Origin of the sequence: Pseudonocardia charpentierae, assembly GCF_031845345.1 — a bacterium.
In the GTDB taxonomy this organism is placed as follows: domain Bacteria; phylum Actinomycetota; class Actinomycetes; order Mycobacteriales; family Pseudonocardiaceae; genus Pseudonocardia; species Pseudonocardia charpentierae.
The window spans coordinates 43,887-66,993 of sequence record NZ_JAVREJ010000008.1; the positions used below are offsets into that span (position 1 = coordinate 43,887).

Sequence of the window (23,107 nt, forward strand, 5' to 3'; positions counted from 1 at the left end):
GTCCCATGCGACCACCCGGTCGCGCGCGCCGCCCACGGCGTCGCCCGATCGGTCACCGGCGCGCCTGGGTCGGTGACCCGGCGCTTCGATCTAGAGTCCCCGCTCGTGCCCGACCCGACCGGTCCTCCGGAGGAGTTCCGGCGCGCGGTCGCCGCGCTGTCGGCGGTGCGGCCGCGCCCGGAACTGGTCGTGGCCCCCCTCGACGCGCCACCCCGGCTGGCGCCCTACACGTGGGCCGTCAGCATCGAGGCCGACGCCGCGCGCGCCCCGGGCGAGGAGCTCGACGAGCCCGACACGTCCGGTCGCCTGATCCTCCTGCACGACCCCGCCGGGCAGGACGCGTGGGAGGGCCGCTTCCGGTTCGTCTGCTTCGTGCAGGCGCGGCTGGACCCGGAGCAGGTCGGCGACGAGATGCTGCCGACCGTCGGTTGGTCGTGGCTGACCGAGGCGCTGGAGCAGAACGGGGCCGCGCACGTCGCCCTCGGCGGGACCGTGACCCAGACGTCGTCGGTGCGCTTCGGCGACATCGCCGGCCCGCGCCGCGACGACGACGTGGAACTGCGCGCGTCGTGGACTCCCGTCGGCGGCGACGGGTCGGGTGTTGACCTGCGATGTCACGCCGAGGCCTTCTGCACGCTCGTGTCGACGGCAGCCGGGCTGCCACCCGTCGGGATCGCCCAACTGGCTCGCTAGATCGGGTGAACCCTCCGTAGCCGTTACGTCGTGTCCGACGTGCCGGAACGTGACCAATCGATCACTCCGGCGAGTGATCGCAGGCTGACACGGCTGTAACCTTCACACTCCCGGGAGCGAGGGCATACACGACGTTAGACCGCTTGGGGGGTACGGTTCATCCCACGACACCACCTCGGGCGGTGAACGTCACCGTCCGCCGCCGTAGGGGCTGGTGGCGGTCGGGGGGCAACGACCGACTCCAGGAGGTAGATGACGTGGCCGTACTTGGCCAGAGTGCGTCCGTACGCAGCACCGCCGGAGCGATGCTGTCACCGGCAGCGATCCCGCATCCGCGGGAGGAGCACTTCTCCGTGCTCGTGGTCGACGATCACCCCCTCCTGCGCGAGGCCATCGCCGCCCGGCTGCGCTCGATGGGAGCCGGCACGGTGCACGAGGCCGCCTCGGTGGCCGAGGCGCGCGCCCGCGCGCACGCCAACGGGCCGTGCGACCTCGCCATCCTCGATCTCGGTCTGCCGGACGGCAGCGGCCTGGACCTGGTGACGGAGCTGCGCTCGCTGGGCTGGATGCGGCTCGTCGTGCTCGCGTCGTCGGACGACCCGTACGCGGTCCGCTCGGCCTTTCAGGCCGGCGCGCAGGCGTACCTGCTGAAGTCGGCGTCGCCTGCGGTGGTGACGGACGGCGTCAAGCGGGTGCTCGACGGCGGCGTCTACGCCGACCCGACGGTCGCGCCGCTGCTGGCCACGGGCACCAGGGTCCCCGGCACCGACAACACCCCGCGCGAGCTGTCGGCCCGTGAGGTCGAGGTGCTCCAGCTGGTCGCCGACGGGCAGTCGAACAAGGAGATCGGCGAGGCGCTGAGCCTGTCGGCGCTGACGGTCAAGAGTCACCTGTCCCGCATCGGGCGCAAGCTCGGCACCGGCGACCGCGCGCAGATGGTCGCGCTCGCCATGCGGGCCGGGGTCATCCGCTGACCGCGGAGCCCGTCCCGGAGCCCGACCCGGCACCGGTGCCCCTGCTCGCCCCGGCCGACGGCCTGCCGCCGGTCGTGGCCGACCGCGCCGCGTTGAGCGACGTGGCGGAGAAGCTCGGAGCGGGCACCGGGCCGGTCGCCGTCGACGCCGAACGGGCGTCGGGCTTCCGGTACTCGCAGCGGGCGTACCTGGTCCAGCTGCGGCGTGCCGGTGCGGGCACCGCACTGGTCGACCCGATCCCGCTCGGCAGCGACCTGCACGAACTCGCACCCGCGTTCGTCGGCGTCGAGTGGGTGCTGCACGCGGCGTCGCAGGATCTCCCCTGCCTCGCCGAGGTGGGGCTCGCGCCGGAGTCGCTGTTCGACACCGAGCTGGCCGGACGGCTCGCCGGGCTCCCCCGCGTCGGGCTGGGTCCGCTGGTGGAGCAGCTCCTCGGGCTCTCGCTCGAGAAGGGCCACGGCGCCGCCGACTGGTCGCGGCGCCCGCTGCCCGACGACTGGCTCGTCTACGCCGCGCTGGACGTCGAGGTGCTGGTGGAGCTGCGCGACGTCCTCGCGGACCTGCTGGCCGAGCAGGGCAAGCTCGAGTGGGCCCACCAGGAGTTCGAGGCCGTGCGCACCGCCGGCTCGCCTGCGCCCCGGGCGGAGCCGTGGCGGCGCACGTCGGGCCTCCACAAGATCCGCAAGCCGCGGGCGCTGGCCGCCGTGCGGGCGCTGTGGGAGGCCCGCGACCGCCTCGCCGCCGAGCGCGACATCGCTCCCGGCCGTGTGCTCCCGGACGCGGCGATCGTCGACGCCGCCGTGACCGAGCCGACCTCCCCGGGCGCGCTGGCGGCGCTCCCGGTGTTCCGCGGCCGTTCCCAGCGCCGCCTCACGTCGTACTGGTACGCGGCGCTGGCCCAGGCCGCCCGCCTCGACCCCGACGCGCTTCCGGCGCCGACGGCTCCGGCCGACGGCCCCCCGCCCGTCGCCCGGTGGGCCGATCGCGACCCCGCCGCGGCCGCGCGGCTCTCGGCCGCCCGTGCCGGCATCGCAGCCCTCTCGGAGGAGTGGTCGATCCCGGCGGAGAACCTGCTGCAGCCCGACCTCCTGCGCCGCGTGTGCTGGTCTCCCCCGGAAGACGGCGACGTCGCCGGCGCCCTGCGGGCGGGCGGGGCGCGCCCGTGGCAGGTGCAGCTCGTCGCGCCGATCCTCGACGAGGCCGCGCACACCTCGGCCTGAGCGGTGCCCGTCAGGCCGCAGCCGTCGCCGTGCCGACTCGCCCGCTGAGCGGTCACGGCATCGGCAGCTGCACCGTGACCGTCAGCCCGCCGCCCGGCACCGGCTCGGCCGCCACGGTGCCCCCGTGGGCGTGCACCACCGCACGGACGATCGAGAGCCCCAGCCCCGAGCCGGGGGTGTCGGCGGTGCGGTCCACCGGTCCGCGCCGGAACGGCTCGAACAGCTCCTCCACCCGGTCCGGCGCGATCTCCGGGCCGCTCGAGCTGACGCACAGCTCGGCGGACCGGGCCTGCAGGCCGGTACCGATCCTCACCCAGCCCGCGGTGACGTTGTGCCGCACCGCGTTCTCGACGAGGTTCCCCGCCACCCGCTCGAGCAGCACGGGGTCGCCCACCGTCGGCGCCGGAGCACGGTGCTCGGTGATCCGCAGCCCGCGTCGGGCGGCCTCGGCGCGCACCGCGGCGACGGCGGGCACGACGACGGCGGCGAGGTCGACCGTGCGGACCACGGCGGGGTCGACGGCCGACGGCGCCTCGGTCCGCGCCAGCAGGAGCAGCCCGGAGATCAGCTCGTCGGCCCGCCGGGTGGCGTCGCGGACGACCTCGCCCATCCGCCGCAGCTCGTCGACGTCGGCGTCGGGATCGGCGAGGGTCACGTCGACCTCGGTCCGCAGCACCGCCAGCGGCGTGCGCAGCTCGTGGCTGGCGTTGGCGACGAACCGGCGCTGCGCGTCGAACGCCGCCTGCAGCCGGTCGAGCATCGCGTCGAAGCCCGCGGCCAGCTCGGCGACCTCGCCGCGGGCGTCGCTGAGCCCCAGCCGGGTGTCGAGCGACTCGGCCGAGAGCCGTCGCGCCGTCGCCGTGACCGCATGCAGCGGCCCGAGCACCCGCCCGACCAGCCACCACGACACGACCGCCGCCGCCAGCACCACGAGCGGATAGGCGATCAGGCCTGCGCGCAGCACCTCCGTCTGCATCGCGGCCCCCACGGCGGCGCTGACCTGCTCCGCCGGCACGTCCAGACCGCCGACGCGCACCCGGCTGCCGGGCGGAAGGGCGGGAACCGCGTTCGCGACTCCGCCGACGAGCAGCCAGCCCAGCCACAGGAGCAGGGCGCTGACCAGCGCGACGAGCCCGGTGCTGAGCAGTGTGAGCACCGGCCGCAGGCCCGTGGCGCGCCACCCGGCGCCCGGGTCGCGGGTGGGCCGCGCGGCATCGACGGGCGACGCGGCGGACACGGCGCGATCCTCGCACGCCCCACGCTTGTCCTACAGACCAGCGCCGCAGCGAAGCGAGGCGGTGGTCTGTAGGTGGAGTCGCGAACGACGCCGGGTCACGAACCGGCGCCGACGCGGGTGTGCCTCAACCGGCCGCCGGGACGCGGTAACCCGCCCCCACCACCGTCTCGATCACTCCCGGGTCGCCGAGCTTCTTGCGCAGGGTCATCACCGTCACCCGCACGGTGGTCGTGAACGGGTCGGCGTTCTCGTCCCACACCCGCTCCAGCAGCTCCTCGCTGCTCACCACCGCTCCCCCGGCGCCCATGAGCACCTCGAGCACGCCGAACTCCTTGCGGGTCAGCTCCACCGGCCGCTCCGCGCGGCGGACGACCCGGCGGGCCGGGTCCAGCGCGACGTCGCCCGCCACGAGCAGCGGCGGTGCCGCCGGCGTCGCCCGCCTGCCGAGCGCCCGGCAGCGGGCCACCAGCTCGGGGAAGTCGAAGGGCTTGGCCAGGTAGTCGTCGGCGCCGCGGGAGAACCCGTCGACCTTGTCGGCCAGCGTGCCGCTCGCCGTGAGCATCAGCACCCGCGTCGTCGACCCCGAGGAGACGATCTCCGCGCACAACCGGTCGCCGGACATGCCCGGCAGGTCGCGGTCCAGCACGACCACGTCGTACCGGGTGATCGTCGCCTTCTCGTGCCCGGTGTCGCCGTCGTACGCCACGTCGACGGCCATCCCCTCACGGCGCAGCCCGCGGGCGATGGCGTCGGCCAGCGCGCGCTCGTCCTCGACCACCAGCACCCGCATCAGCGCGCCTGCTCCTCGGGGCCGAAACCGGACAGGCCGTCCGGGTCGAAGCCGTCCAGGCCGCGCGTGTCCAACCGGCGGGGCCGACGGTGTCCCGCCGTCACCCCGGCCCGGGATCCCGGCAGCGCCGCCGCCCACTCCGTCACCCGACGCGCGACGTCCTGCGCGGTCAGCCCCGCCGCGGCCAGCACGTCCGGCCGGTTGCCGTGCTCGAGGAACTCCTGCGGCAGCGCGAGGTCGCGCAGCGGGACGTCGCACTCGGCGGTCCGCAACGCGTCCGACAGCGCCGAACCGAACCCCCCGTGCCGTCCGCTGTCGCTGACCGTCACCACGAGCTGGTGCCCGGAGGCGAGTCCGACCAGCGCGTCCGGGACCGGCAGCACCCACCGCGGGTCGACCACCGTCACCGCCACGCCCTGCGCCGCCAGCCGCTCGGCCGCCGCCACCCCGAGCTCGGCGAACGCCCCCACGCACACCAGCAGCACCTGCGGCCCTGCTGAGTCACCCATCGGGGCCTCGTCGAGGTCGGGCTCACGCAGGACGTCCACCCCGCCGATCCGACGCACCGCGGGCACCGAACCGATCACCGCGCCCTTCGGGAAGCGCAGCGCCGTGGGTCCGTCGTCGACGGTGACGGCCTCGGCCAGCTCCTCGCGCAACGTCTCGGCGTCGCGCGGTGCGGCCACCCGCATGCCCGGCACGACACCCAGGATCGACAGGTCCCACATCCCGTTGTGCGACGGCCCGTCGTTGCCGGTCACCCCGGCGCGGTCCAGGACGAGCGTGACGGCCTTGCGGTGCAGGGCGACGTCCATCAGCAGCTGGTCGAAGGCCCGGTTGAGGAAGGTCGAGTAGATGGCGACCACCGGGTGCAGCCCGCCTGCGGCCAGGCCGGCCGCCGAGGTCAGCGCGTGCTGCTCGGCGATGCCGACGTCGAAGCAGCGGTCCGGGAAGGCCTCGGCGAACGGCGCGAGCCCCGTCGGGCCGAGCATGGCCGCGGTGATCGCGACGACGTCCTGGCGCGCCCGGCCCAGCGCCACCATCTCCTCGGCGAACACCGACGTCCACCCGACCGGCGTCGGCCCCGTGGGCCGGCCCGTCTCGGGGTCGAACGCGGCCGGGCTGTGCATCTGCTCGGCGACGTCGTTCTCGGCCGGTGCGTACCCACAGCCCTTGCGGGTCACCGCGTGCACGATCACCGGCCCGCCGAACTGCTTCGCCCGGCGCAGCGCCGACTCCATGGCCGCGGTGTCGTGGCCGTCGACCGGCCCGAAGTACTTCAGCCCGAGGTCGGCGAACAGCTCCTGCGGGCTGAGCGCGTCCTTCACCCCGGCCTTGAGCGCGTGCAGCCCGGTGTAGAGCGGACGGCCGACGACGGGAGTGCGCCGCAGCGTGTCCTTGCCGGCCTCCAGCACCCGCTCGTAGCCCGGCTGCAACCGGAGCGAGGCGAGGCGGTCGGCCAGGCCCCCGATCGTCGGGGCGTACGAGCGTCCGTTGTCGTTGACGACGATGACGACGTTGCGGTCGTGCCCCGCCGCGATGTTGTTCAGCGCCTCCCATGCCATGCCGCCGGTGAGCGCGCCGTCGCCGATCACCGCGACGACGTGGCGCTGCTGCCCGGTGAGCGCATAGGCGCGCGCCAGCCCGTCCGCCCACGACAGCGAGGTGGACGCGTGGCTGTTCTCGACGTGGTCGTGCTCGCTCTCGGCCCGGCTCGGGTAGCCGGACAGGCCGCCGGCCTTCTTCAGCCGCTCCCACCCGTCGACCCGGCCGGTGAGCAGCTTGTGCACGTAGGCCTGGTGTCCCGTGTCCCAGATGAGCGTGTCGCGCGGGGAGTCGAACACCCGGTGCAGCGCGATGGTCAGCTCGACGACACCCAGGTTCGGGCCGAGGTGGCCCCCGGTCCGGGCGACGCTCGCGACGAGAAAGCGACGGATCTCGGCCGCGAGCTCGGTGATCTCTCGGGGGTCGAGCCGCCGGAGGTCCGCCGGGCCGCGCAGGCGACGCAACAGAGTCACAGGGGCCAGTCTACGGACGGCGCGGGCGCGCACCCGTCGGGCGCGGCCCGGCGGGCGTCGGGGCGTTCGGCTGCATCAGGTGGCGCTCAGGCCTGCGGACGTCCGGGGAAGGCGTGGGTCGGCGCCGCGGGCGGCCCGAACCGCACGAGGTTGCGCCCGTCGCGCTTGGCGGCGTACAGCGCGGCGTCGGCCGCGCCGAGCACCTGCTGGAGCGTGCAGGTGCGGCCCAGGTCGAACACGGCCCCGACCGAGGTGGAGATGCCCTCGATGGTCAGCGGTCCGTCCGGGGTGTGCACCGCGACGGCGAGCTGGCCGATCCGCTCGCGGATGCGCTCCGCGATCAGCTCCATCTGACGGTGGCCCGCCGACGTCGGCTCGAGGCCGCGCAGCAGCACCGTGAACTCCTCGCCGCCGAAGCGGCCGACGACGTCGCCCTCGCGCACCTCGGCCCGCAGCGTCTCCGCGACCGCGGACAGGACCTCGTCACCCGCGAGATGCCCGTACGTGTCGTTGACCGACTTGAAGTGGTCGAGGTCGAGGATGAGCAGGCCCGCGGCGGCTCCCTGGCGCTGCGCACGGCGCAGGGCCCGCTCGGCCTTGTCGTGCCAGGCCGCGGCGTTCAGCAGGCCCGTCTTGCCGTCCGTCGCGGCCCGCTGCTCGAGCTGGCGGGCCATGTCGGCGCGGTGCAGCACCACCAGGGGCACCAGCACGAGCAGGACGAGCCAGGCGTTGAGCACCACGGCCACGGCGGTCAACGCGCCGAGCGACAACGTGGCGATCTCGAGTGCGATGTCGTCGACCTTGCCGAGCAGGTGGCGGACCCGCCCGTGCGGCTCCGGGCCCGACCCCTCCTGCAGCGCGATCACCCCGACCACGAGGACGTTGTTGACCACGGCGTAGACCACCACGGCCAGGGCGAGCACGGCCAGCCCGGCCGCGCCGTCCGTCCAGCGGGGCGCCCCGCCCGAGCCGGTGACCACGGCGTGCGCGGCCTGGGTCGCCAGGACGACCGCCGCGGCGGTGTAGACGTTGCGGTGGAGCCGGCTCTTCGCGGGCCGCCAGACCCGCACCCACAGGTGTGAGTACAGCGCGACGACGACGACCGCGGCGAGCGGCGGCGGGAGCAGCAGGGCGGCGGCGAAGGTCCAGACGGAGCTGAGGTCGTAGTACGACGACTCGGAGACGCGTCGGCGCATCCGCTCGACCTTGCTCGCGATCTCGGTGTGCACGAGCCCGAGCAGCACGAGCGCAGCGGTGAGCAGGACGTCGCGGCCGGTGGCGCGGAGCGGGACGATCTGCGCCCCCACGAGCAGCGCGGCCGCGCCGCAGACGAGCACCACGGCGACCACGACCGAGCCGCGCAGCTGCCACATCTCCCAGTGGCCGATCAGCCAGGGACGCACCCGGGGCCGCCGCAGGTACGGCCGGTCGGGGGACCGTCCCATGTCAGCTCCTCCTCTGTCGCGAACGAGACCTGAGAGTAGTCACTCCGCAGCGGAAAGTGATCGTCCGGCTGGGGAACCGGACGTGTGGATTTCGCTGCTGGATCGTCGCGCAGGGTGACGAATACCGCTCGTCGTCCACGGACGACCGCCGATCGGAAGGAGGACGAGGGGCCGCATCCGACACCCGGCGTTGCTCGTTCGACCGACCGAGACACCATCGGCCCGCAAGGAGACCCGCATGTCGAACCGCTCCTGGTGAACCCACGCTCGGTGCATGCGGATGTGACCCTTCCCCGTGCCCTGGGTGGACCGTCGGCGAGCCGGCGGACGTGTGGCCCACCGTAGGCATCCGAATGCAGTAGGTCAGCGAGGTTGCCGACCGTCCCCTCGAACGGTCGCAAGCAGGCGGCGAACGGCCACCTCCCGGCGAGGAGCGGCGCCGGTGCTCAGCGGGGCACGGTGGCCCGGTGCCCGCCCGCCCGCAGCGCCGCCCGCAGCGCTCCGGCGTGCCGGTCCTGCTCGGCGGGGTCGACCGAGGCCGCGGCGTTGGCGAAGTCGAAGGCCCTCATGTCCGCCGCCGGGAAGACGTGCACGTGCAGGTGCGGGACCTCGAACCCGGCCACCAGCAGCCCCACCCGTGGCGGCGCCCACACGGCACGGATCGCGGCACCCACAGCGTGTGCGACGGTCGTGAGATGGGCCAGGAGAGGCGGCGGGGCGTCGGTCCACTGGTCGACCTCGAGGCGCGGCACCACCAGGGTGTGGCCCGGCCCGAGCGGGTTCACCGAGAGGAACGCGACCGCGTACTCGTCGGACCAGACGAAGCGGGCGGGCAGTTCCCCGGCGATGATGCGGGTGAAGACGGTGGCCATGGAGGGCGAACCTAGGGCACGTGGGCTTTCCGACACTGTCGGTGGTGCCCGGTAGCGTTTGCCTCACCGAGCACCGGGGTGCTCCGGACCCATGTCGACCGCACCCCTGCGCCCGGCCCCCAGCAGCCGATCGATCCCGGACACCGCCACCGCGGCGAGTCCTTCCCCACCAGTGACGACGAGCCGGCGAGAGCCGGAGAGCGAGGACGCCATGCGGCCGTGGCCGGGAAGTGCCTACCCCTTGGGCGCGAGCTACGACGGCGCCGGGACGAACTTCGCGATCTTCTCCGAGATCGCGGACCGCGTGGAGCTGTGTCTCTTCGCCGAAGACGGTACCGAGACGCGCGTCGAGCTCCGCGAGGTCGACGGCTTCGTGTGGCACGGCTACCTGCCCACCGTCGAGCCGGGACAGCGCTACGGCTACCGGATCCACGGTCCGTACGACCCCGCCGAGGGCCTGCGGTGCAACGCGAACAAGCTGCTGATCGATCCCTACGCCAAGGCCCTCGACGGCCCGGTGGAGTGGGACGAGGCAGTGTTCGGCTACCCGTTCGGGAGCCCGGACGAGCGCAGCGACACCGACTCGGCGCCGTTCGTGCCGAAGTCGGTGGTCGTCAACCCGTTCTTCGACTGGGGCAGCGATCGCCACCCGCGCATCCCGTACCACGAGACCGTGATCTACGAGGCGCACGTCAAGGGCCTCACCTTCCAGCACCCCGACATCCCCGAGGAGCTGCGCGGCACCTACACGGGCCTGGCGCACCCGGTGATGATCGAGCACCTGAAGAACCTGGGCATCACCGCCGTCGAGCTCATGCCGGTGCACGAGTTCATCACCGACCACCACCTGCAGGAGAAGGGCCTCACGAACTACTGGGGCTACAACACCATCGCGTTCCTGGCCCCCCACCACGCCTACTCGCAGGCGAACAGCCGGGCGGGCAGTCAGGTGCAGGAGTTCAAGGCGATGGTCCGCGACCTGCACAACGCGGGCATCGAGGTGATCCTCGACGTGGTCTACAACCACACGGCCGAGGGCAACCACATGGGCCCCACGCTGTCCATGCGCGGCATCGACAACGCCGCCTACTACCGCCTCGTCGAGGACGACCAGCGGTACTACATGGACTACACGGGCACCGGCAACTCGCTCAACGTGCGCAACCCGCACACCCTGCAGCTGATCATGGACTCGCTGCGGTACTGGGTCACCGAAATGCACGTCGACGGCTTCCGCTTCGACCTCGCGTCCACCCTCGCCCGCGAGTTCTACGACGTCGACCGCCTGTCGGTGTTCTTCGACCTGGTCCAGCAGGACCCGGTGATCAGCCAGGCCAAGCTGATCGCCGAGCCGTGGGACGTCGGCCCCGGCGGCTACCAGGTCGGCAACTTCCCCCCGTTGTGGACGGAGTGGAACGGCAAGTACCGCGACACGGTCCGCGACTTCTGGCGCGGCGAGCCCGGCACGCTCGGCGAGTTCGCCTCACGCCTGACCGGCAGCAGCGACCTGTACAAGGCCGACGGCCGACGCCCGTACGCGTCGATCAACTTCGTGACCGCGCACGACGGGTTCACGCTCAACGACCTCGTCTCGTACAACGAGAAGCACAACGAGGCGAACGGCGAGGGCGGCAACGACGGCGAGAGCCACAACCGCTCGTGGAACTGCGGGGTCGAGGGCCCCACGGACGACGCGGCGGTGCTCGACCTGCGGGCGCGCCAGCAGCGCAACTTCATCACCACGCTGTTCCTGTCCCAGGGCGTGCCGATGCTGCTGCACGGCGACGAGCTGGGCCGCACCCAGAGCGGCAACAACAACGTCTACGCCCAGGACAGCGAGATCGCCTGGATGGACTGGTCGCTGTCGACCAAGAACGCGGGCCTGGTCGGCTTCACCGCCGGGGTCAGTGCCCTGCGCGCCGGACACCCGGTGTTCCGCAGGCGCCGGTTCTTCGCCGGCAAGCCGATCGGCCGCAGCCGCGGCACGGACGGCCGCACGGCCCTGCCGGACATCGCCTGGTTCACCCCCGCCGGCGAGGAGATGACGGAGCACGACTGGGACTCCGGGTTCGGCAAGTGCGTCACCGTGTTCCTCAACGGCCAGGGGATCACCGAGGCCGACACCCGCGGTGAGCGGGTCACCGACGACTCCTTCCTCCTGTGCCTCAACGCGCACTACGAGGACATCGAGGTCACCCTGCCGCCGCCGGAGTACGGCACGGGCTGGGCGATCGTGGTCGACACCGCCGTGGGCGAGGTGCTCACGCTGACCACCGTCCCCGGCGTGGTGGCAGCCGACCCGCCGCGGGTCGCGGGCGGGGCGAAGCGCCCGGTGCCCGCCCGCTCGGTCGTCGTGCTGCAGCGGACGGAGTCGTCCCAGTCGTGACTCCGTCATCGACCTACCGCATCCAGTTCTCCCGCGACACCACGCTTCAGCAGGGCGCCGAGCTCGTGCCCTACCTCGACGCGCTCGGGGTCGGTGCCGTGTACGCGTCACCGCTGCTCGAGTCGGGCGCGGGCAGCAACCACGGCTACGACGTCGTCGACCCCACCCGGATCTCGGGCGAGCGCGGCGGCGAGGAGGGCCGTCGCGCGCTGGTCGACGCCGCACGCGAGCGTGGCCTGGGCTTCCTGCTCGACATCGTGCCGAACCACGTCGGCGTCGACGTCGCGAAGGCGAACCCGTGGTGGTGGGACGTGCTCACGCACGGCCGCTCGTCGCGGTACGCGTCGTACTTCGACATCGACTGGGACGCCGGCCCGCTGCTGCTCCCGATCCTGGGGGCCGAGGCCGACCCGGCTGACGAGGAGAAGGTGCTCGCCGAGCAGCTCACCCTCTCCGACGACGGCAGCGAGCTGCGCTACTACGAGCACGCCTTCCCCGTCGCGCCGGGCACCGGCGAGGGATCTGCTCAGGAGGTGCACGAGCGCCAGCACTACCGGTTGACGTCGTGGAAGCGCGGCGCCGCGGAGCTGACCTATCGCCGGTTCTTCGACGTGTCCACGCTGGCCGCGGTCCGCGTGGAAGACCCCGAGGTGTTCGCGGCGACGCACGGCGCGGTGCTGCGCTGGGTGGAGGCCGGCGACGTCGACGGGCTGCGGGTCGACCACCCGGACGGCCTGTCCGACCCCGGCGGCTACATGCGCAGGCTCCGCGCGGCGATCGGGCCCGACCGCTGGCTGCTGGTGGAGAAGATCCTCGGCGTCGGCGAGGAGCTGCCCGTCTCCTGGCCGGTCGACGGCACGTCCGGCTACGAGGCACTGCGCGAGATCTGCGGGGTGTTCGTCGACGCCGACGGGGCGGGGTTGCTCACCCAGCTCACGGCCGAGCACATCGGGCGCAAGGAGAACGCGCACGCCGCCGAGCACGCCGCCCGGCGCGAGGTGGCCGACACGATCCTGGCGGCGGAGGTGCGCCGCATCGCCGCGCTGGTGCCGGTGCCCGACGCGGCCCCGTCCACCGACGAGGAGCCCGGACCCGCTGCGGACCGGGTTCGCGAAGCCGTCGCCGAGCTGCTCTGCGGCTTCCCGGTGTACCGCAGCTACCTGCCGGAAGGGCGTTCCGCGCTCGACACGGCGGTGTCGGTGGCGATCACGCACCGGCCGGACCTCGCCGACGTCGTCGGAGTGATCGCCGGGACGATGGTCGGCGACCCGGAGGGCAAGCTGGCCACCCGGATCCAGCAGACGTCCGGCATGGTGATGGCCAAGGGCGTCGAAGACACCACGTTCTACCGCTACAACCGGTTCGTCGCGCTGAATGAGGTGGGTGGTGACCCGGACCGGTTCGGCGTCTCCCCCGCCGAGTTCCACGACCGCTGCGCCGGCCGGGTGGCCTCGTGGCCGCGCACGATGACCACGCTGTCCACGCACGACACCAAGCGGTCGGAAGACGTGCGTGCCCGGCTCGCGGTGCTGGCCGAGATCCCGGACGAGTGGGCGCCCCGGCTGCGGCGGTGGGCGGCCGCGCACCCGCTGCCGGACCGCTCGCTGGAGCTCCTGGCCTGGCAGAACCTGGTCGGCGCCTGGCCGATCTCCGCCGAGCGGATGGCCGCGTACCTGGGCAAGGCCTCGAAGGAGGCCAAGCTCGTCACCAGCCACGTCGACGCGAACGCCGAGGTCGACGCCGCGGTGGCCGCGTGGCCAGCGCAGGTGCTCGGCGATCCCGGCACCGTCGCGGAGATCGACGAGTTCGTCGCGCGCATAGACGCGCCCGGCCGCGGCAACTCGCTGGGCCAGAAGCTCCTGCAGATCGCCGGGCCGGGCATCCCGGACGTCTACCAGGGCACCGAGCTCTACGAGTACTCGCTGGTCGACCCGGACAACCGGCGCCCGGTCGACTGGGCCCTGCGCCGGCAACTGCTGGAGCGCATCGACGGCGGCTGGCTCCCCGACTTCGGGGGCGTCGACGCCGACCCGGACGGGGCGACGAAGCTGCTGGTCACCGCCCAGGCGCTGCTGCTGCGTCGGCAGCGGCCCGAGCTGTTCGCCGGCTACCGGGCCGTCCCGGCCGAGGGGCCCGCGGCCGAGCACGCGATCGCGTTCCAGCGGTCCCCGCAGCTCGTGGCGGTCGCGACGCGGCTGCCGATCGGCCTCACCGCCCGCGGCGGGTGGGCGGACACCGTCCTGCCCCTGCCGGACGGGGCCGCGACGTGGACGGACGTGCTGACCGGCACGCCCGTCGAGAGCAGCGCCCCGCGGCTCGCCCAGGTGCTCGCGCGCTACCCGGTCGCCCTGCTGGTGCGGTCGGACTGAAGCTCACACCAAGGAAGCCGGGCCGGTACTCAGGTCGTGACCTGTGTACCGGCCCGGCTTCGTGTGTGCGAGCGGGCTAGTAACCCGGGATGCGTTGCCCGTCGGTCTTCTCGTCGTCGCCCAGCCATACGTGCACGGTGGGCACGTCCGGCGTGAGCACGGTGACCGTCAGCCGCAGCTCACCCCCGGTCGGCGGCGTGAAGTCCCTGCTGTAGCCGTCCCAGTTGCAGTTCCAGTCGTCCTCGCAGCGCGGTTCGAGGGTGCGCTCGTCGTCGACCAGCACCCGCCCGAGCTCGTCGACCAGCTGCACCCGGACGTCGGCGGGCCTGTCCACGTTGCGGTCGGAGTTCGGGTAGACGCCCAGCGAGTGGCCCGCTCCGGGGTGCTCGACGGGGATCTCCCACTCGAGCACAGAGGGCACCGCTGCACCCGATCCGGCCACCTCGGCCTCGAACAGCGTCTTGCCCGCGACGCCCGAGTCGAGCAGGAACGCCATGCCGCCGAACAGGAGACCGAACACCACGATCCCGATCGGCACCCCCCAGCGCACCTCGCGCAGCGACCCGCCGCCGCGCGCCTGCCCGTAGACCGCGAGCGCGGCGAAGAACACGCCGCACGCGGCGCCGGTGAGGAAGAGGATCGTGCTGGTGCTCACAGCGAGATCGTCACCTGGACTGGCGGTCACGGTCAGGGGTACTGCCACGCCGACGCGCTCCGCACCAGTACCCGGTCCATCCGGTCGGGGCGGCCCTCCGACACGGCGGGCCATGAGTGGACAAGGAAGGATTCATCCGTGGCTGAGTTCGTGGTGTGGGCGCCGCTGAAGAAGCGGGTGCGGGTCCTGGTCGACAACCGGAAACACGACATGGTGGAGGAGTCCGGCGGCTGGTGGCACGTCGACGTCCCCGACGCGGGGCCCGGCGCCGCCTACTCGTTCCTCCTCGACGACGACGAGACCCCGCTGCCCGACCCGCGCTCCCAGTGGCAGCCCACCGGTGTGCACTCGGCGTCGCGGCTCTACGACCACGACGCGTTCTTCTGGTCCGACCACGCCTGGACCGGCCGTCAGCTGCCCGGCAGCGTGCTCTACGAGCTCCACATCGGCACCTTCACCGAGGCCGGCACCTTCGACTCGGCGATCGAGAAGCTCGACCACCTCGTCTCGCTCGGGATCGACCTGGTCGAGGTGCTGCCCGTCAACGCCGTCGACGGCGATCGCAACTGGGGCTACGACGGCGTCGGCTGGTACGCCGTCACGGAGAACTACGGCGGTCCGGACGGCTTCAAGCGGTTCATCGACGCCTGCCACACCCGTGGCCTCGGCGTCGTCCTCGACGTCGTCTACAACCACATGGGCCCCTCGGGGGCCTACCTGGACCGGTTCGGCCCCTACTTCGCGGGCGAGACGATCTGGGGCCCCACCGTGAACCTGGACGGGGCGCACTCCGAGGAGGTCCGCCGCTACATCATCGACAACGCGCTGATGTGGCTGCGCGACTTCCACCTCGACGGCCTGCGCCTCGACGCCGTCCACGCCCTGCACGACACGCGCGCCCGGCACGTCCTGGACCAGCTCGCCGGCGAGGTCGAGTCGCTGTCGACCCATCTCGGCCGGCCGCTGTCGCTGATCGCCGAGTCGGACCTCAACGACGCGAAGATGGTGACCGCCCGCGAGGGCGGCGGGTACGGGTTGCACGCGCAGTGGGCCGACGACGTCCACCACAGCCTGCACGCCGTGCTCACCGGCGAGGACCAGGGCTACTACGCCGACTTCGCGACGGCGGGCCTGACCGGGCTCGCCCACGTGCTGACCCGGGTGTTCCTGCACGAGGGCACCTGGAGCAGCTTCCGCGGCCGCAACCACGGCGCCCCGGTCGACACCCGCCGGATCCCCGCCCACCGGTTCGTCACCTACCTGCAGGACCACGACCAGGTCGGCAACCGGGCGGCCGGCGACCGCCACGCCGCGACGCTCACCCCCGGCCTCGTGGCCTGCGGTGCGGCGCTGCTGTTCTGCTCGCCGTTCACGCCGATGGTGTTCATGGGCGAGGAGTGGGGGGCGCGCACCCCGTGGCAGTTCTTCGCCCACTTCCCCGACGACCGGCTCAACGACGCGGTGCGTGAGGGCCGGCGGTCGGAGTTCGCGTCGCACGGCTGGGACGCGGCCGAGGAGGTGCCCGACCCGACGGACGTCCAGACGTTCCTCGACTCGAAGCTCGACTGGAACGAGGCCGCCGAGGAACCGCACTCGACGGTGCTCGCGACCTATCGCGAGCTGATCGCGCTGCGGAAGGCCCGGCCGGAGCTGTCGGACCCGTGGCTGGACGAGGTCGACGTGGACGTCGACGACGACGCGCGCACGATCGTGCTGCACCGCGGCGGGCTGCGGTTGGCGGTCAACCTGGGCGACGACCCCGTGACGTTCGACCTGGGGCTGCCGGTCGGGCGGGTGCTGCTGGCGTCGGAGCCGGTGGAGGTCGACGAGGAGGCCCTGACCGTGGGCCCGGAGTCGTTCGTGATCGCCGAGATCGGCTGACGCCGGCCGGCCGGGAAGTCAGGAAGGCCACCTTCAGGACGCGTGGCGCCGTGAAGGTGGCCTTCCAGGCACGAGCCTCGGATCAGATCAGGCCGAGGCCCTTCACGGCCTCGCGCTCCTCCGCCAGCTCCGCCACCGAGGAGTCGATCTTCTGACGGGAGAACGCGTCGAGCTCCAGGCCCTGGACGATCTCCCAGCGACCGCCCTTCGAGACGACCGGGAACGACGAGATCAGGCCCTCGGTGACGCCGTACGACCCGTCGGAGACGACGGCGGCGGAGGTCCAGTCGCCCTCGGGCGTGCCGGAGACCCAGTCGCGGACGTGGTCGATCGCCGCGTTCGCGGCCGACGCCGCCGACGACGCCCCGCGCGCCTCGATGATGGCGGCGCCGCGCTTGGCGACCGTCGGGACGAACTCGTCGCGCAGCCAGCTCTCGTCGACCTGCTCCGCCGCGACCTTGCCGTCGACCTCGGCGTGGAAGAGGTCGGGGTACTGGGTGGCCGAGTGGTTGCCCCAGACCGTCATCCTGCGGATCGAGGTGACCGGTACGTCCAGCTTCTTCGCGAGCTGCGCGATCGCGCGGTTGTGGTCCAGGCGCATCATCGCGGTGAAGCGGTCGGCCGGGACGTCCGGAGCCGCGGACCGGGCGATGAGGGCGTTCGTGTTCGCCGGGTTGCCGACGACCAGCACGCGGACGTCGTCGGCCGCACCCGCGTTGATCGCGCGTCCCTGGGGGGCGAAGATCCCGCCGTTCGCCTCCAGCAGGTCGCCGCGCTCCATGCCCTTGGTCCGCGGACGCGCGCCCACCAGCAGCGCGACGTTCACGCCGTCGAACGCCGCGGTGGCGTCGTCGGTGATGTCGATGCCGGCCAGCAGCGGGAACGCGCAGTCGTCGAGCTCCATCGCGGTGCCCTCGGCGGCCTTCACCGCCTGCGGGATCTCCAGCAGGCGCAGGCGCACCGGGGTGTCCGGCCCGAGCAGCTGGCCGGAGGCGATCCGGAACAGCAGCGCGTAGCCGATCTGCCCGGCGGCTCCGGTGACGGTCACGGTGACAGGAGACGCAGTCGACGCAGACACGACACGAGGCTATCCCCCTCCCTTCTGGGTGGACCGAGACGGGCGTTACCGGAACCGATACCGAGAGCGAGGTCACGTGGGTGCGGTGTCCTGGTGTCGGGTCCTACTGTCGCGACCATGTCCGGCCCCGCTGACCCCTCGGCCGGTGCGGTGGCCCTGCGCGACCGGGCGCTCGCACCGGACGTGGCCCGCGGCGCCATGCTGCTGCTCATCGCGCTGGCGAACGTGCACCTGTACCTGTTCGACCGGCCGCTCGGGGTGCGCAGCTACCCCGCCGGGCTCCCAGGGTCCGACGCGGTGGTCGCCGTACTGCAGCTCACCCTGGTCGACGGCCGGGCCTACCCCCTGTTCGGGCTGCTGTTCGGCTACGGGCTCGGCCAGCTCGCGGCACGCCGTGCGGCCGCGGGGGTGGAGCCGCACGCCGTGATCCACCTCGTCCGGCGACGCGGGTTGTGGCTGGTCGTGATCGGTGTCGCGCACGTCGTACTGCTCTGGGCCGGCGACATCGTCTCGGCCTACGGCGTGCTCGCCGTCGCCCTCGCCGGGATGGCCGTGACGGGGACGTCGGTGAGCCTCGCGACGACGGCGGTGGTCGGGTCCGTGCTGGGCGCCGGCCTGGGGGCGTTCTCGGGCTTCTCGCCGCCCGGGACGGCGCCGCTCCTCTCGGTCGCGGTGGCCGATCCGGTGACCGCGGCGGCGACGAGGGTGACCGAGTGGGCGGGCGGCATCCTCATCAGCTCCCTGCTCAGCGTGGTCGCCGCGGTCGCGCTCGGGGTGTGGGCGGCCCGGTACCGGATCCTCGACGAGCCGGCTGTGCACCGGCGCGTGCTGGGCAGGGTCGCGGTCGGCGGGCTCCTCGTCGCGGTCCTCGCCGGACTGCCGCTGGCGCTCGCCGCGGTCGGGGTGTGGCGGCCCGGGGTCGGGATGCTCTTGCTGTCGGGGACCCTGCACACGGTGGGCGGGTACGCGGGCGGACTCGGCTACGCGGCAGCGTTCGGTCTGCTGGCCGCCGGCACCCGTGGCCCGGGTCCGGCGGTGCGGGCGCTCGCGGCGGGTGGACAGCGGTCGTTGTCGTGCTACCTGGGGCAGTCGGTGGTGTTCGCGATGCTGCTGCCTGCCTGGGCCCTCGGCCTCGGCGCCCGGCTGACCGTCACGCAGGCGGCCCTGCTCGCCGTCGGCGTCTGGCTGGCGTTGCTCCTGATCGCCGCGGTGTCCGCGCGCGCCGGCTACCGCGGCCCCGCGGAGGTGCTGCTGCGCCGCCTTACCTACGGCCGGCCGTCGCGGTCCCGCGCCTGATGTAGCGAAAGCGGCGTTGAGTGCACTCAACGCACCGAAAGCCGCTTTCGCTGCATCCACGCGCACCCGCCGGGACTACGACAGGCGCTCGTCCGAGACCCGGACCAACCCCTCCTGCACCGCCGTCGCGATCATCCGCCCGTCGCGGGTGAAGAACCGGCCCGTCGCCAGCCCCCGTGCCCCGGACGCGCTCGGCGAGCGGCACTCGTAGAGCAGCCACTCGTCGGCGCGGAACGGTCGGTGGAACCACATCGCGTGATCCAGGCTCGCCAGGCCGACCTCGCCCATGTGCAGCGGGTGCGGGGCGAGCACCGAGGCGAGCAGCGTCAGGTCGCTCGCGTAGGTGAGCAGGCAGACGTGCAGCATCGGGTCGTCCGGCAGCGTCCCGTCCGCCCGCATCCACACCCGCTGCGGTTCGTCCGTGGCGGGCCCGCGCCGCGACGACCAGAGCGGCGCCTCGACGAAACGCAGGTCCAGCGGACGCGGCACGCCCGTGAGGAACGTCCGCTCCCCGCGCAGTCGCTCCCCCAGGTCCGGCAGCTCTTCGGGCACCGGCACGCCGGTGGGCGCGGGCTTGGCGTGCTCGACGCCCGGCTGCGGGAGCTGGAACGACGCCGCCAGCGTGAAGATCACCTCGCCACGCTGCACCGCCCGCACCCGCCGCGTGGTGAACGACCGGCCGTCGCGGATCCGCTCGACGTCGAAGACGATCGGCACCCGCGGGTCGCCCGGGCGCACGAAGTACGAGTGCAGCGAGTGCACCGCCCGATCCAGCTCCACGGTGCGCCCGGCCGCGACCAGAGCCTGGCCGGCGACCTGACCACCGAACACCCGCGTGGGGCTGTGCGGCGGGCTGAACCCGCGGAACAGGTTCGTCTCGAGCCGCTCGAGGTCGAGCAGCGCGACCAGGCCGTCGAGGGCCTCCTGGCCGGCGACCGGTGCCGCGGCGGCCTGCCCTGCGGCGTCGTCCTGCACTGCCTTGCGGGGAGCCGTCACCGCGCCATCCTCGCAGCGCGAGCGCGGAACCGTCAGGCGTGGTCCTCCTCGCCGAGGCGGTGGACCCGGATGAGGTTCGTCGAGCCCGAGGTGCCGGGCGGCGAGCCTGCGACGATGACCACGACGTCGCCCGGCTTGAACCGGCCGATCGACAAGATCGCGTTGTCGACCTGCCGGACCATGGCGTCGGTGGAGGTCACGTAGTCGACGAGGAAGGTCTCCACACCCCAGCTCATCGCCAGCTGGCTACGCACCTCGGGCTTGGGCGTGAACGCCAGCAGCGGCAGCCGAGTGTGCAGCCGGGCGAGCCGGCGGACCGTGTCGCCGGAGACCGAGAACGCGACCAGCGCGCGGGCGGAGAGCCGCTCGCCGATGTCGCGGGCGGCGAACGACAGCACGCCGCGCTGGGTGCGCGGGACGTGGTTGAGCGGCGGCACCCCGGTCGGACCCGCCTCCACGGCCTCGATGATCTGCGCCATCGTCTGCACCGACTTGATCGGGTAGCGCCCGACGCTGGTCTCGCCCGACAGCATCACCGCGTCCGCCCCGTCGAGCACCGCGTTGGCGACGTCGCTGGCCTCCGCGCGGGTCGGCCGCGAGTTGGTGATCATCGAATCGAGCATCTGGGTGGCGACGATGACCGGCTTGGCGTTCTCCCGGGCGATCTGCACCGCCCGCTTCTGCACCAGCGGCACGTGCTCCAGGGGCAGCTCGACACCCAGGTCGCCACGGGCGACCATGATCCCGTCGAAGGCCAGCACGATCGCCTCGAGGTTGTCGACGGCCTCGGGCTTCTCCAGCTTCGCCACCACCGGCAGCCGCCCACCCGACTCGTCCATGATCTTATGGACCGCGTCGATGTCGGCGGGGCTGCGCACGAACGACAGCGCCACGATGTCGACGCGCAGGCCCAGCGCGAACGCCAGGTCCGCGCAGTCCTTCTCCGACATCGCCGGCACTGACACGTTCATACCGGGCAGCGAGAGACCCTTGTTGTCGCTGACCGGGCCGCCCTCGGTGACCTCGCAGACCACGTCGTTGCCCTCGACGGTGACGACCCGCAGGCCGACCTTGCCGTCGTCGACCAGCAGCCGGTCGTCGGGCCGGGCGTCGGCGGCGAGGCCCTTGTACGTCGTCGACACCCGGTCGTGGGTGCCGGCCACGTCCTCGACGGTGATCCGCACCTGCTCACCGGTCCGCCACTCCAGCGAGCCCGGCCCGGTCGCGAACCGGCCCAGCCGGATCTTCGGCCCCTGCAGGTCCGCCAGAATCCCGACGGCGTGGCCCTCGGCGTCCGCGGCATCGCGGATCATGTCGTAGACCCGCTTGTGGTCGTCCCGGTCGCCGTGGCTGAAGTTCAAGCGTGCCACGTCCATGCCCGCCTGGATCAGCTCCCGGATGCGCTCGGGCGTCGCCGTGGCCGGGCCAAGGGTACAGACGATCTTAGTGCGTCGACTCACGTGTCCGGAGCGTACTCTCCGCTCTGGACCGATCATGTCCGCGACGCCGTACGGTGGAAGTCGCAAAAGTGGCTGGCAGGCGTCGAACCGGTGAACGTCACCGCTGGTGTTCGGACGGTCCCACGTGGTCGTCGATCCACTCCGTGAGCGGCCGGGTCGCCCGCCACACCGCCACCACCCGCTCCACCGTGGCCGCCTCGTGCAGGATGTCGTCCGGCGCCCACCCGCGGTGCGCGTAGAGGCTGCGGTGCCGGAGCAGATGCAGCCGGGGGTGGTCGGGGGCGACGCCACGGGGCCGGGTGGCGAGCAGATCGCCCGCCGGGGTGACCGCCTCGCCCTCGATCTCGGTGGCGGCCAGCGCGGCGAGGCGGGCCTCGAGGTCGCCGCCGCGCCGCTCGTCGTCGACCGCGGTGCGGAACCGCGCGACCTGGTCCGGCGCCCACCGGTACGCCCCGCCGGCGACCAGCAGCCCGTCGGCGGAGATCTGCACGTAGAACGGTCCGACGCTCGCGCCGCAGGCGGTCTTGTACGGGGTCTTGTCGCGGGAGAACCGGACGTCGCGGTAGGGCCGGAAGATCTTTCCCGGACCGAACTCGGGCTCCAGCGTGGCGAGCAACGCCTGCATCGGGCCTCGCACGTCGCTCTCGTAGACCGCGCGGTGGTCGGTCCAGTAGGCCTTGCTGTTGTCGGCGAGCAGGCCGTCGTAGAACTCGACGGCCCCCTCGCCGAACCCGGAGAACGCCTCGGCCGTGTCCACCTCGGTCACGGGGTGCGGTCCGGTCTGCCCTCCGGTGGCTCCCCCGCGGCGGCCGGGGCGGGTTGCCGGAGAGCGTCCGGAGCGGCCGGCTCAGTCGCGGCCGAGCCGCCGGGCTCCGCGGCGTGCGCCGGAGGACGTCCCGGGTGCACCGCGGCGACACGCGGAACACGCGGCGGGAACGGCGGCACCTCGCGCGGCTTGCGCACCAGCAGCAGGTAGGCGATGGCACCCGCGTACACCACGCCGGCGACCACAACGTTGATCCGGATGTCGCCGAACACCCGCGTCGCGGGGTCCGTGCGCAGCAGCTCGATGAAGAAGCGACCGAGCGTGTACCCGGCGACGTAGACGGCGAAGGCGCGCCCGTGCCCGAGCCGGAACCGCCGGTCCGCCCACACCACCAGCCCGGCGACGAGCAGGTTCCACAGCAGCTCGTAGAGGAACGTGGGCTGCACGACCGCGATCGGGGTGTGGTCGACGGCGACTCCCGCGAGCGGGTCCGTGATCCCCGTCGCCGGGTCGACCCGGCGGTAGATCTCCAGGCCCCACGGCAGCGTGGTGGGGGCGCCGTACAGCTCCTGGTTGAACCAGTTGCCGAGCCGCCCGACCGCCTGCGCCGTGACGATGCCGGGCGCGACGGCGTCGGCGAAGAACGGCAGCGGCACGCCGTGGCGCCGACAGCCGATCCACGCCCCGACCGCGCCGAGGGCGACCGCCCCCCAGATCCCCAGACCGCCGTGCCAGATCTTCAGGGCGTCGATCGGGTTGCCCTCGGGGCCGAAGTAGGTCGTCCAGTCGGTGAGTACGTGGTAGAGCCGGCCTCCGACGAGCCCGAACGGCACGGCGTACACCGCGACGTCCGTGACCGTGCCCGGCTCACCGCCGCGGGCGACGAACCGCTTCTCGCCCCAGAGCACGGCGATGACGATGCCCGCGATGATGCACAGGGCGTACGCGCGGATCGGGACCGGACCGAGCAT

General features: G+C 73.1%; 18 protein-coding genes. 7 read left to right on the forward strand and 11 right to left on the reverse strand.

Annotation, left to right across the window (positions count from 1 at the left end; translation table 11 throughout):
- Positions 1 to 105 precede the first annotated feature (105 nt).
- From RM445_RS13360 to RM445_RS13370, 3 genes are all read left to right on the forward strand, one after another.
- Positions 106 to 693: a DUF3000 domain-containing protein gene (locus RM445_RS13360; protein WP_311556544.1), complete on the forward strand. Its 588-nt coding sequence runs from the start codon at positions 106 to 108 to the stop codon at positions 691 to 693.
- Between the two features lie 305 nt (positions 694 to 998).
- The gene (locus RM445_RS13365) at positions 999 to 1,667 is read left to right on the forward strand and encodes a response regulator transcription factor (protein ID WP_311556545.1); all 669 of its coding nucleotides are present in this window, start codon (positions 999 to 1,001) and stop codon (positions 1,665 to 1,667) included.
- 35 nt (positions 1,668 to 1,702) lie between these two features.
- Positions 1,703 to 2,887 (forward strand): ribonuclease D, encoded by a 1,185-nt coding sequence (locus RM445_RS13370; protein WP_311556546.1) that lies wholly within the window; start codon positions 1,703 to 1,705, stop codon positions 2,885 to 2,887.
- A gap of 52 nt (positions 2,888 to 2,939) precedes the next feature.
- On the opposite strand, the gene RM445_RS13375 is transcribed toward RM445_RS13370, so the two are convergent.
- The 5 genes from RM445_RS13375 to RM445_RS13395 all read right to left on the reverse strand — a co-directional run bounded on the left by RM445_RS13375 (position 2,940) and on the right by RM445_RS13395 (position 9,249).
- Positions 2,940 to 4,124, reverse strand: coding sequence for a sensor histidine kinase (locus RM445_RS13375; RefSeq protein WP_397469291.1), 1,185 nt, complete (start codon positions 4,122 to 4,124; stop codon positions 2,940 to 2,942).
- 124 nt (positions 4,125 to 4,248) lie between these two features.
- Positions 4,249 to 4,914, reverse strand: coding sequence for a response regulator transcription factor (locus RM445_RS13380; protein WP_311556547.1), 666 nt, complete (start codon positions 4,912 to 4,914; stop codon positions 4,249 to 4,251).
- The gene (gene dxs, locus RM445_RS13385; protein WP_311556548.1) at positions 4,914 to 6,932 is read right to left on the reverse strand and encodes a 1-deoxy-D-xylulose-5-phosphate synthase; all 2,019 of its coding nucleotides are present in this window, start codon (positions 6,930 to 6,932) and stop codon (positions 4,914 to 4,916) included. The genes RM445_RS13380 and dxs overlap by 1 nt, the downstream gene beginning before the upstream one ends.
- An 86-nt stretch (positions 6,933 to 7,018) precedes the next feature.
- Positions 7,019 to 8,377, reverse strand: coding sequence for a GGDEF domain-containing protein (locus tag RM445_RS13390; RefSeq protein ID WP_311556549.1), 1,359 nt, complete (start codon positions 8,375 to 8,377; stop codon positions 7,019 to 7,021).
- A 446-nt stretch (positions 8,378 to 8,823) separates the two neighbouring features.
- Positions 8,824 to 9,249, reverse strand: a complete 426-nt coding sequence (locus RM445_RS13395) for an HIT family protein (protein WP_311556550.1) — start codon at positions 9,247 to 9,249, stop codon at positions 8,824 to 8,826.
- Positions 9,250 to 9,460: 211 nt separating this feature from the next.
- On the opposite strand from RM445_RS13395, the gene glgX reads away from it, so the two are divergent.
- Together glgX and treY are read left to right on the forward strand one after the other, a co-directional pair.
- Entirely contained in the window at positions 9,461 to 11,635 is a 2,175-nt protein-coding gene (gene glgX / locus RM445_RS13400; RefSeq protein WP_311556718.1) for a glycogen debranching protein GlgX, read from the forward strand.
- The gene (gene treY, locus RM445_RS13405; RefSeq protein WP_311556551.1) at positions 11,632 to 14,004 is read left to right on the forward strand and encodes a malto-oligosyltrehalose synthase; all 2,373 of its coding nucleotides are present in this window, start codon (positions 11,632 to 11,634) and stop codon (positions 14,002 to 14,004) included. Before glgX ends, treY begins: the two co-directional genes overlap by 4 nt.
- Before the next feature lie 76 nt (positions 14,005 to 14,080).
- Here treY and RM445_RS13410 read toward each other — a convergent pair whose 3' ends face one another.
- Positions 14,081 to 14,659 (reverse strand): hypothetical protein, encoded by a 579-nt coding sequence (locus RM445_RS13410; protein WP_311556552.1) that lies wholly within the window; start codon positions 14,657 to 14,659, stop codon positions 14,081 to 14,083.
- A gap of 138 nt (positions 14,660 to 14,797) precedes the next feature.
- Here RM445_RS13410 and treZ point away from each other — a divergent pair, with 138 nt between their 5' ends.
- Positions 14,798 to 16,540 (forward strand): malto-oligosyltrehalose trehalohydrolase, encoded by a 1,743-nt coding sequence (gene treZ / locus RM445_RS13415; protein WP_311556553.1) that lies wholly within the window; start codon positions 14,798 to 14,800, stop codon positions 16,538 to 16,540.
- A gap of 82 nt (positions 16,541 to 16,622) precedes the next feature.
- Here the strand turns inward: treZ and RM445_RS13420 are convergent, their stop codons facing one another.
- Positions 16,623 to 17,618, reverse strand: coding sequence for a malate dehydrogenase (locus RM445_RS13420; RefSeq protein WP_311556554.1), 996 nt, complete (start codon positions 17,616 to 17,618; stop codon positions 16,623 to 16,625).
- A gap of 117 nt (positions 17,619 to 17,735) precedes the next feature.
- Here RM445_RS13420 and RM445_RS13425 point away from each other — a divergent pair, with 117 nt between their 5' ends.
- A complete protein-coding gene (locus RM445_RS13425) occupies positions 17,736 to 18,914 on the forward strand; it encodes a DUF418 domain-containing protein (protein ID WP_311556555.1) in 1,179 nt (392 codons plus the stop codon).
- A gap of 75 nt (positions 18,915 to 18,989) precedes the next feature.
- On the opposite strand, the gene RM445_RS13430 is transcribed toward RM445_RS13425, so the two are convergent.
- The 4 genes from RM445_RS13430 to lgt all read right to left on the reverse strand — a co-directional run bounded on the left by RM445_RS13430 (position 18,990) and on the right by lgt (position 23,107).
- Positions 18,990 to 19,910: an acyl-CoA thioesterase gene (locus tag RM445_RS13430; protein ID WP_397469292.1), complete on the reverse strand. Its 921-nt coding sequence runs from the start codon at positions 19,908 to 19,910 to the stop codon at positions 18,990 to 18,992.
- 32 nt (positions 19,911 to 19,942) lie between these two features.
- Entirely contained in the window at positions 19,943 to 21,370 is a 1,428-nt protein-coding gene (gene pyk / locus RM445_RS13435; protein WP_311556556.1) for a pyruvate kinase, read from the reverse strand.
- A 97-nt stretch (positions 21,371 to 21,467) separates the two neighbouring features.
- Complete coding sequence (locus RM445_RS13440; protein WP_311556557.1) at positions 21,468 to 22,136, reverse strand: DUF2461 domain-containing protein; 669 nt, start codon at positions 22,134 to 22,136, stop codon at positions 21,468 to 21,470.
- Positions 22,133 to 23,107 carry a prolipoprotein diacylglyceryl transferase gene (gene lgt, locus RM445_RS13445; protein WP_311556720.1) on the reverse strand — a complete coding sequence of 325 codons (975 nt, stop codon included), beginning with the start codon at positions 23,105 to 23,107 and terminating at the stop codon, positions 22,133 to 22,135. The genes RM445_RS13440 and lgt overlap by 4 nt, the downstream gene beginning before the upstream one ends.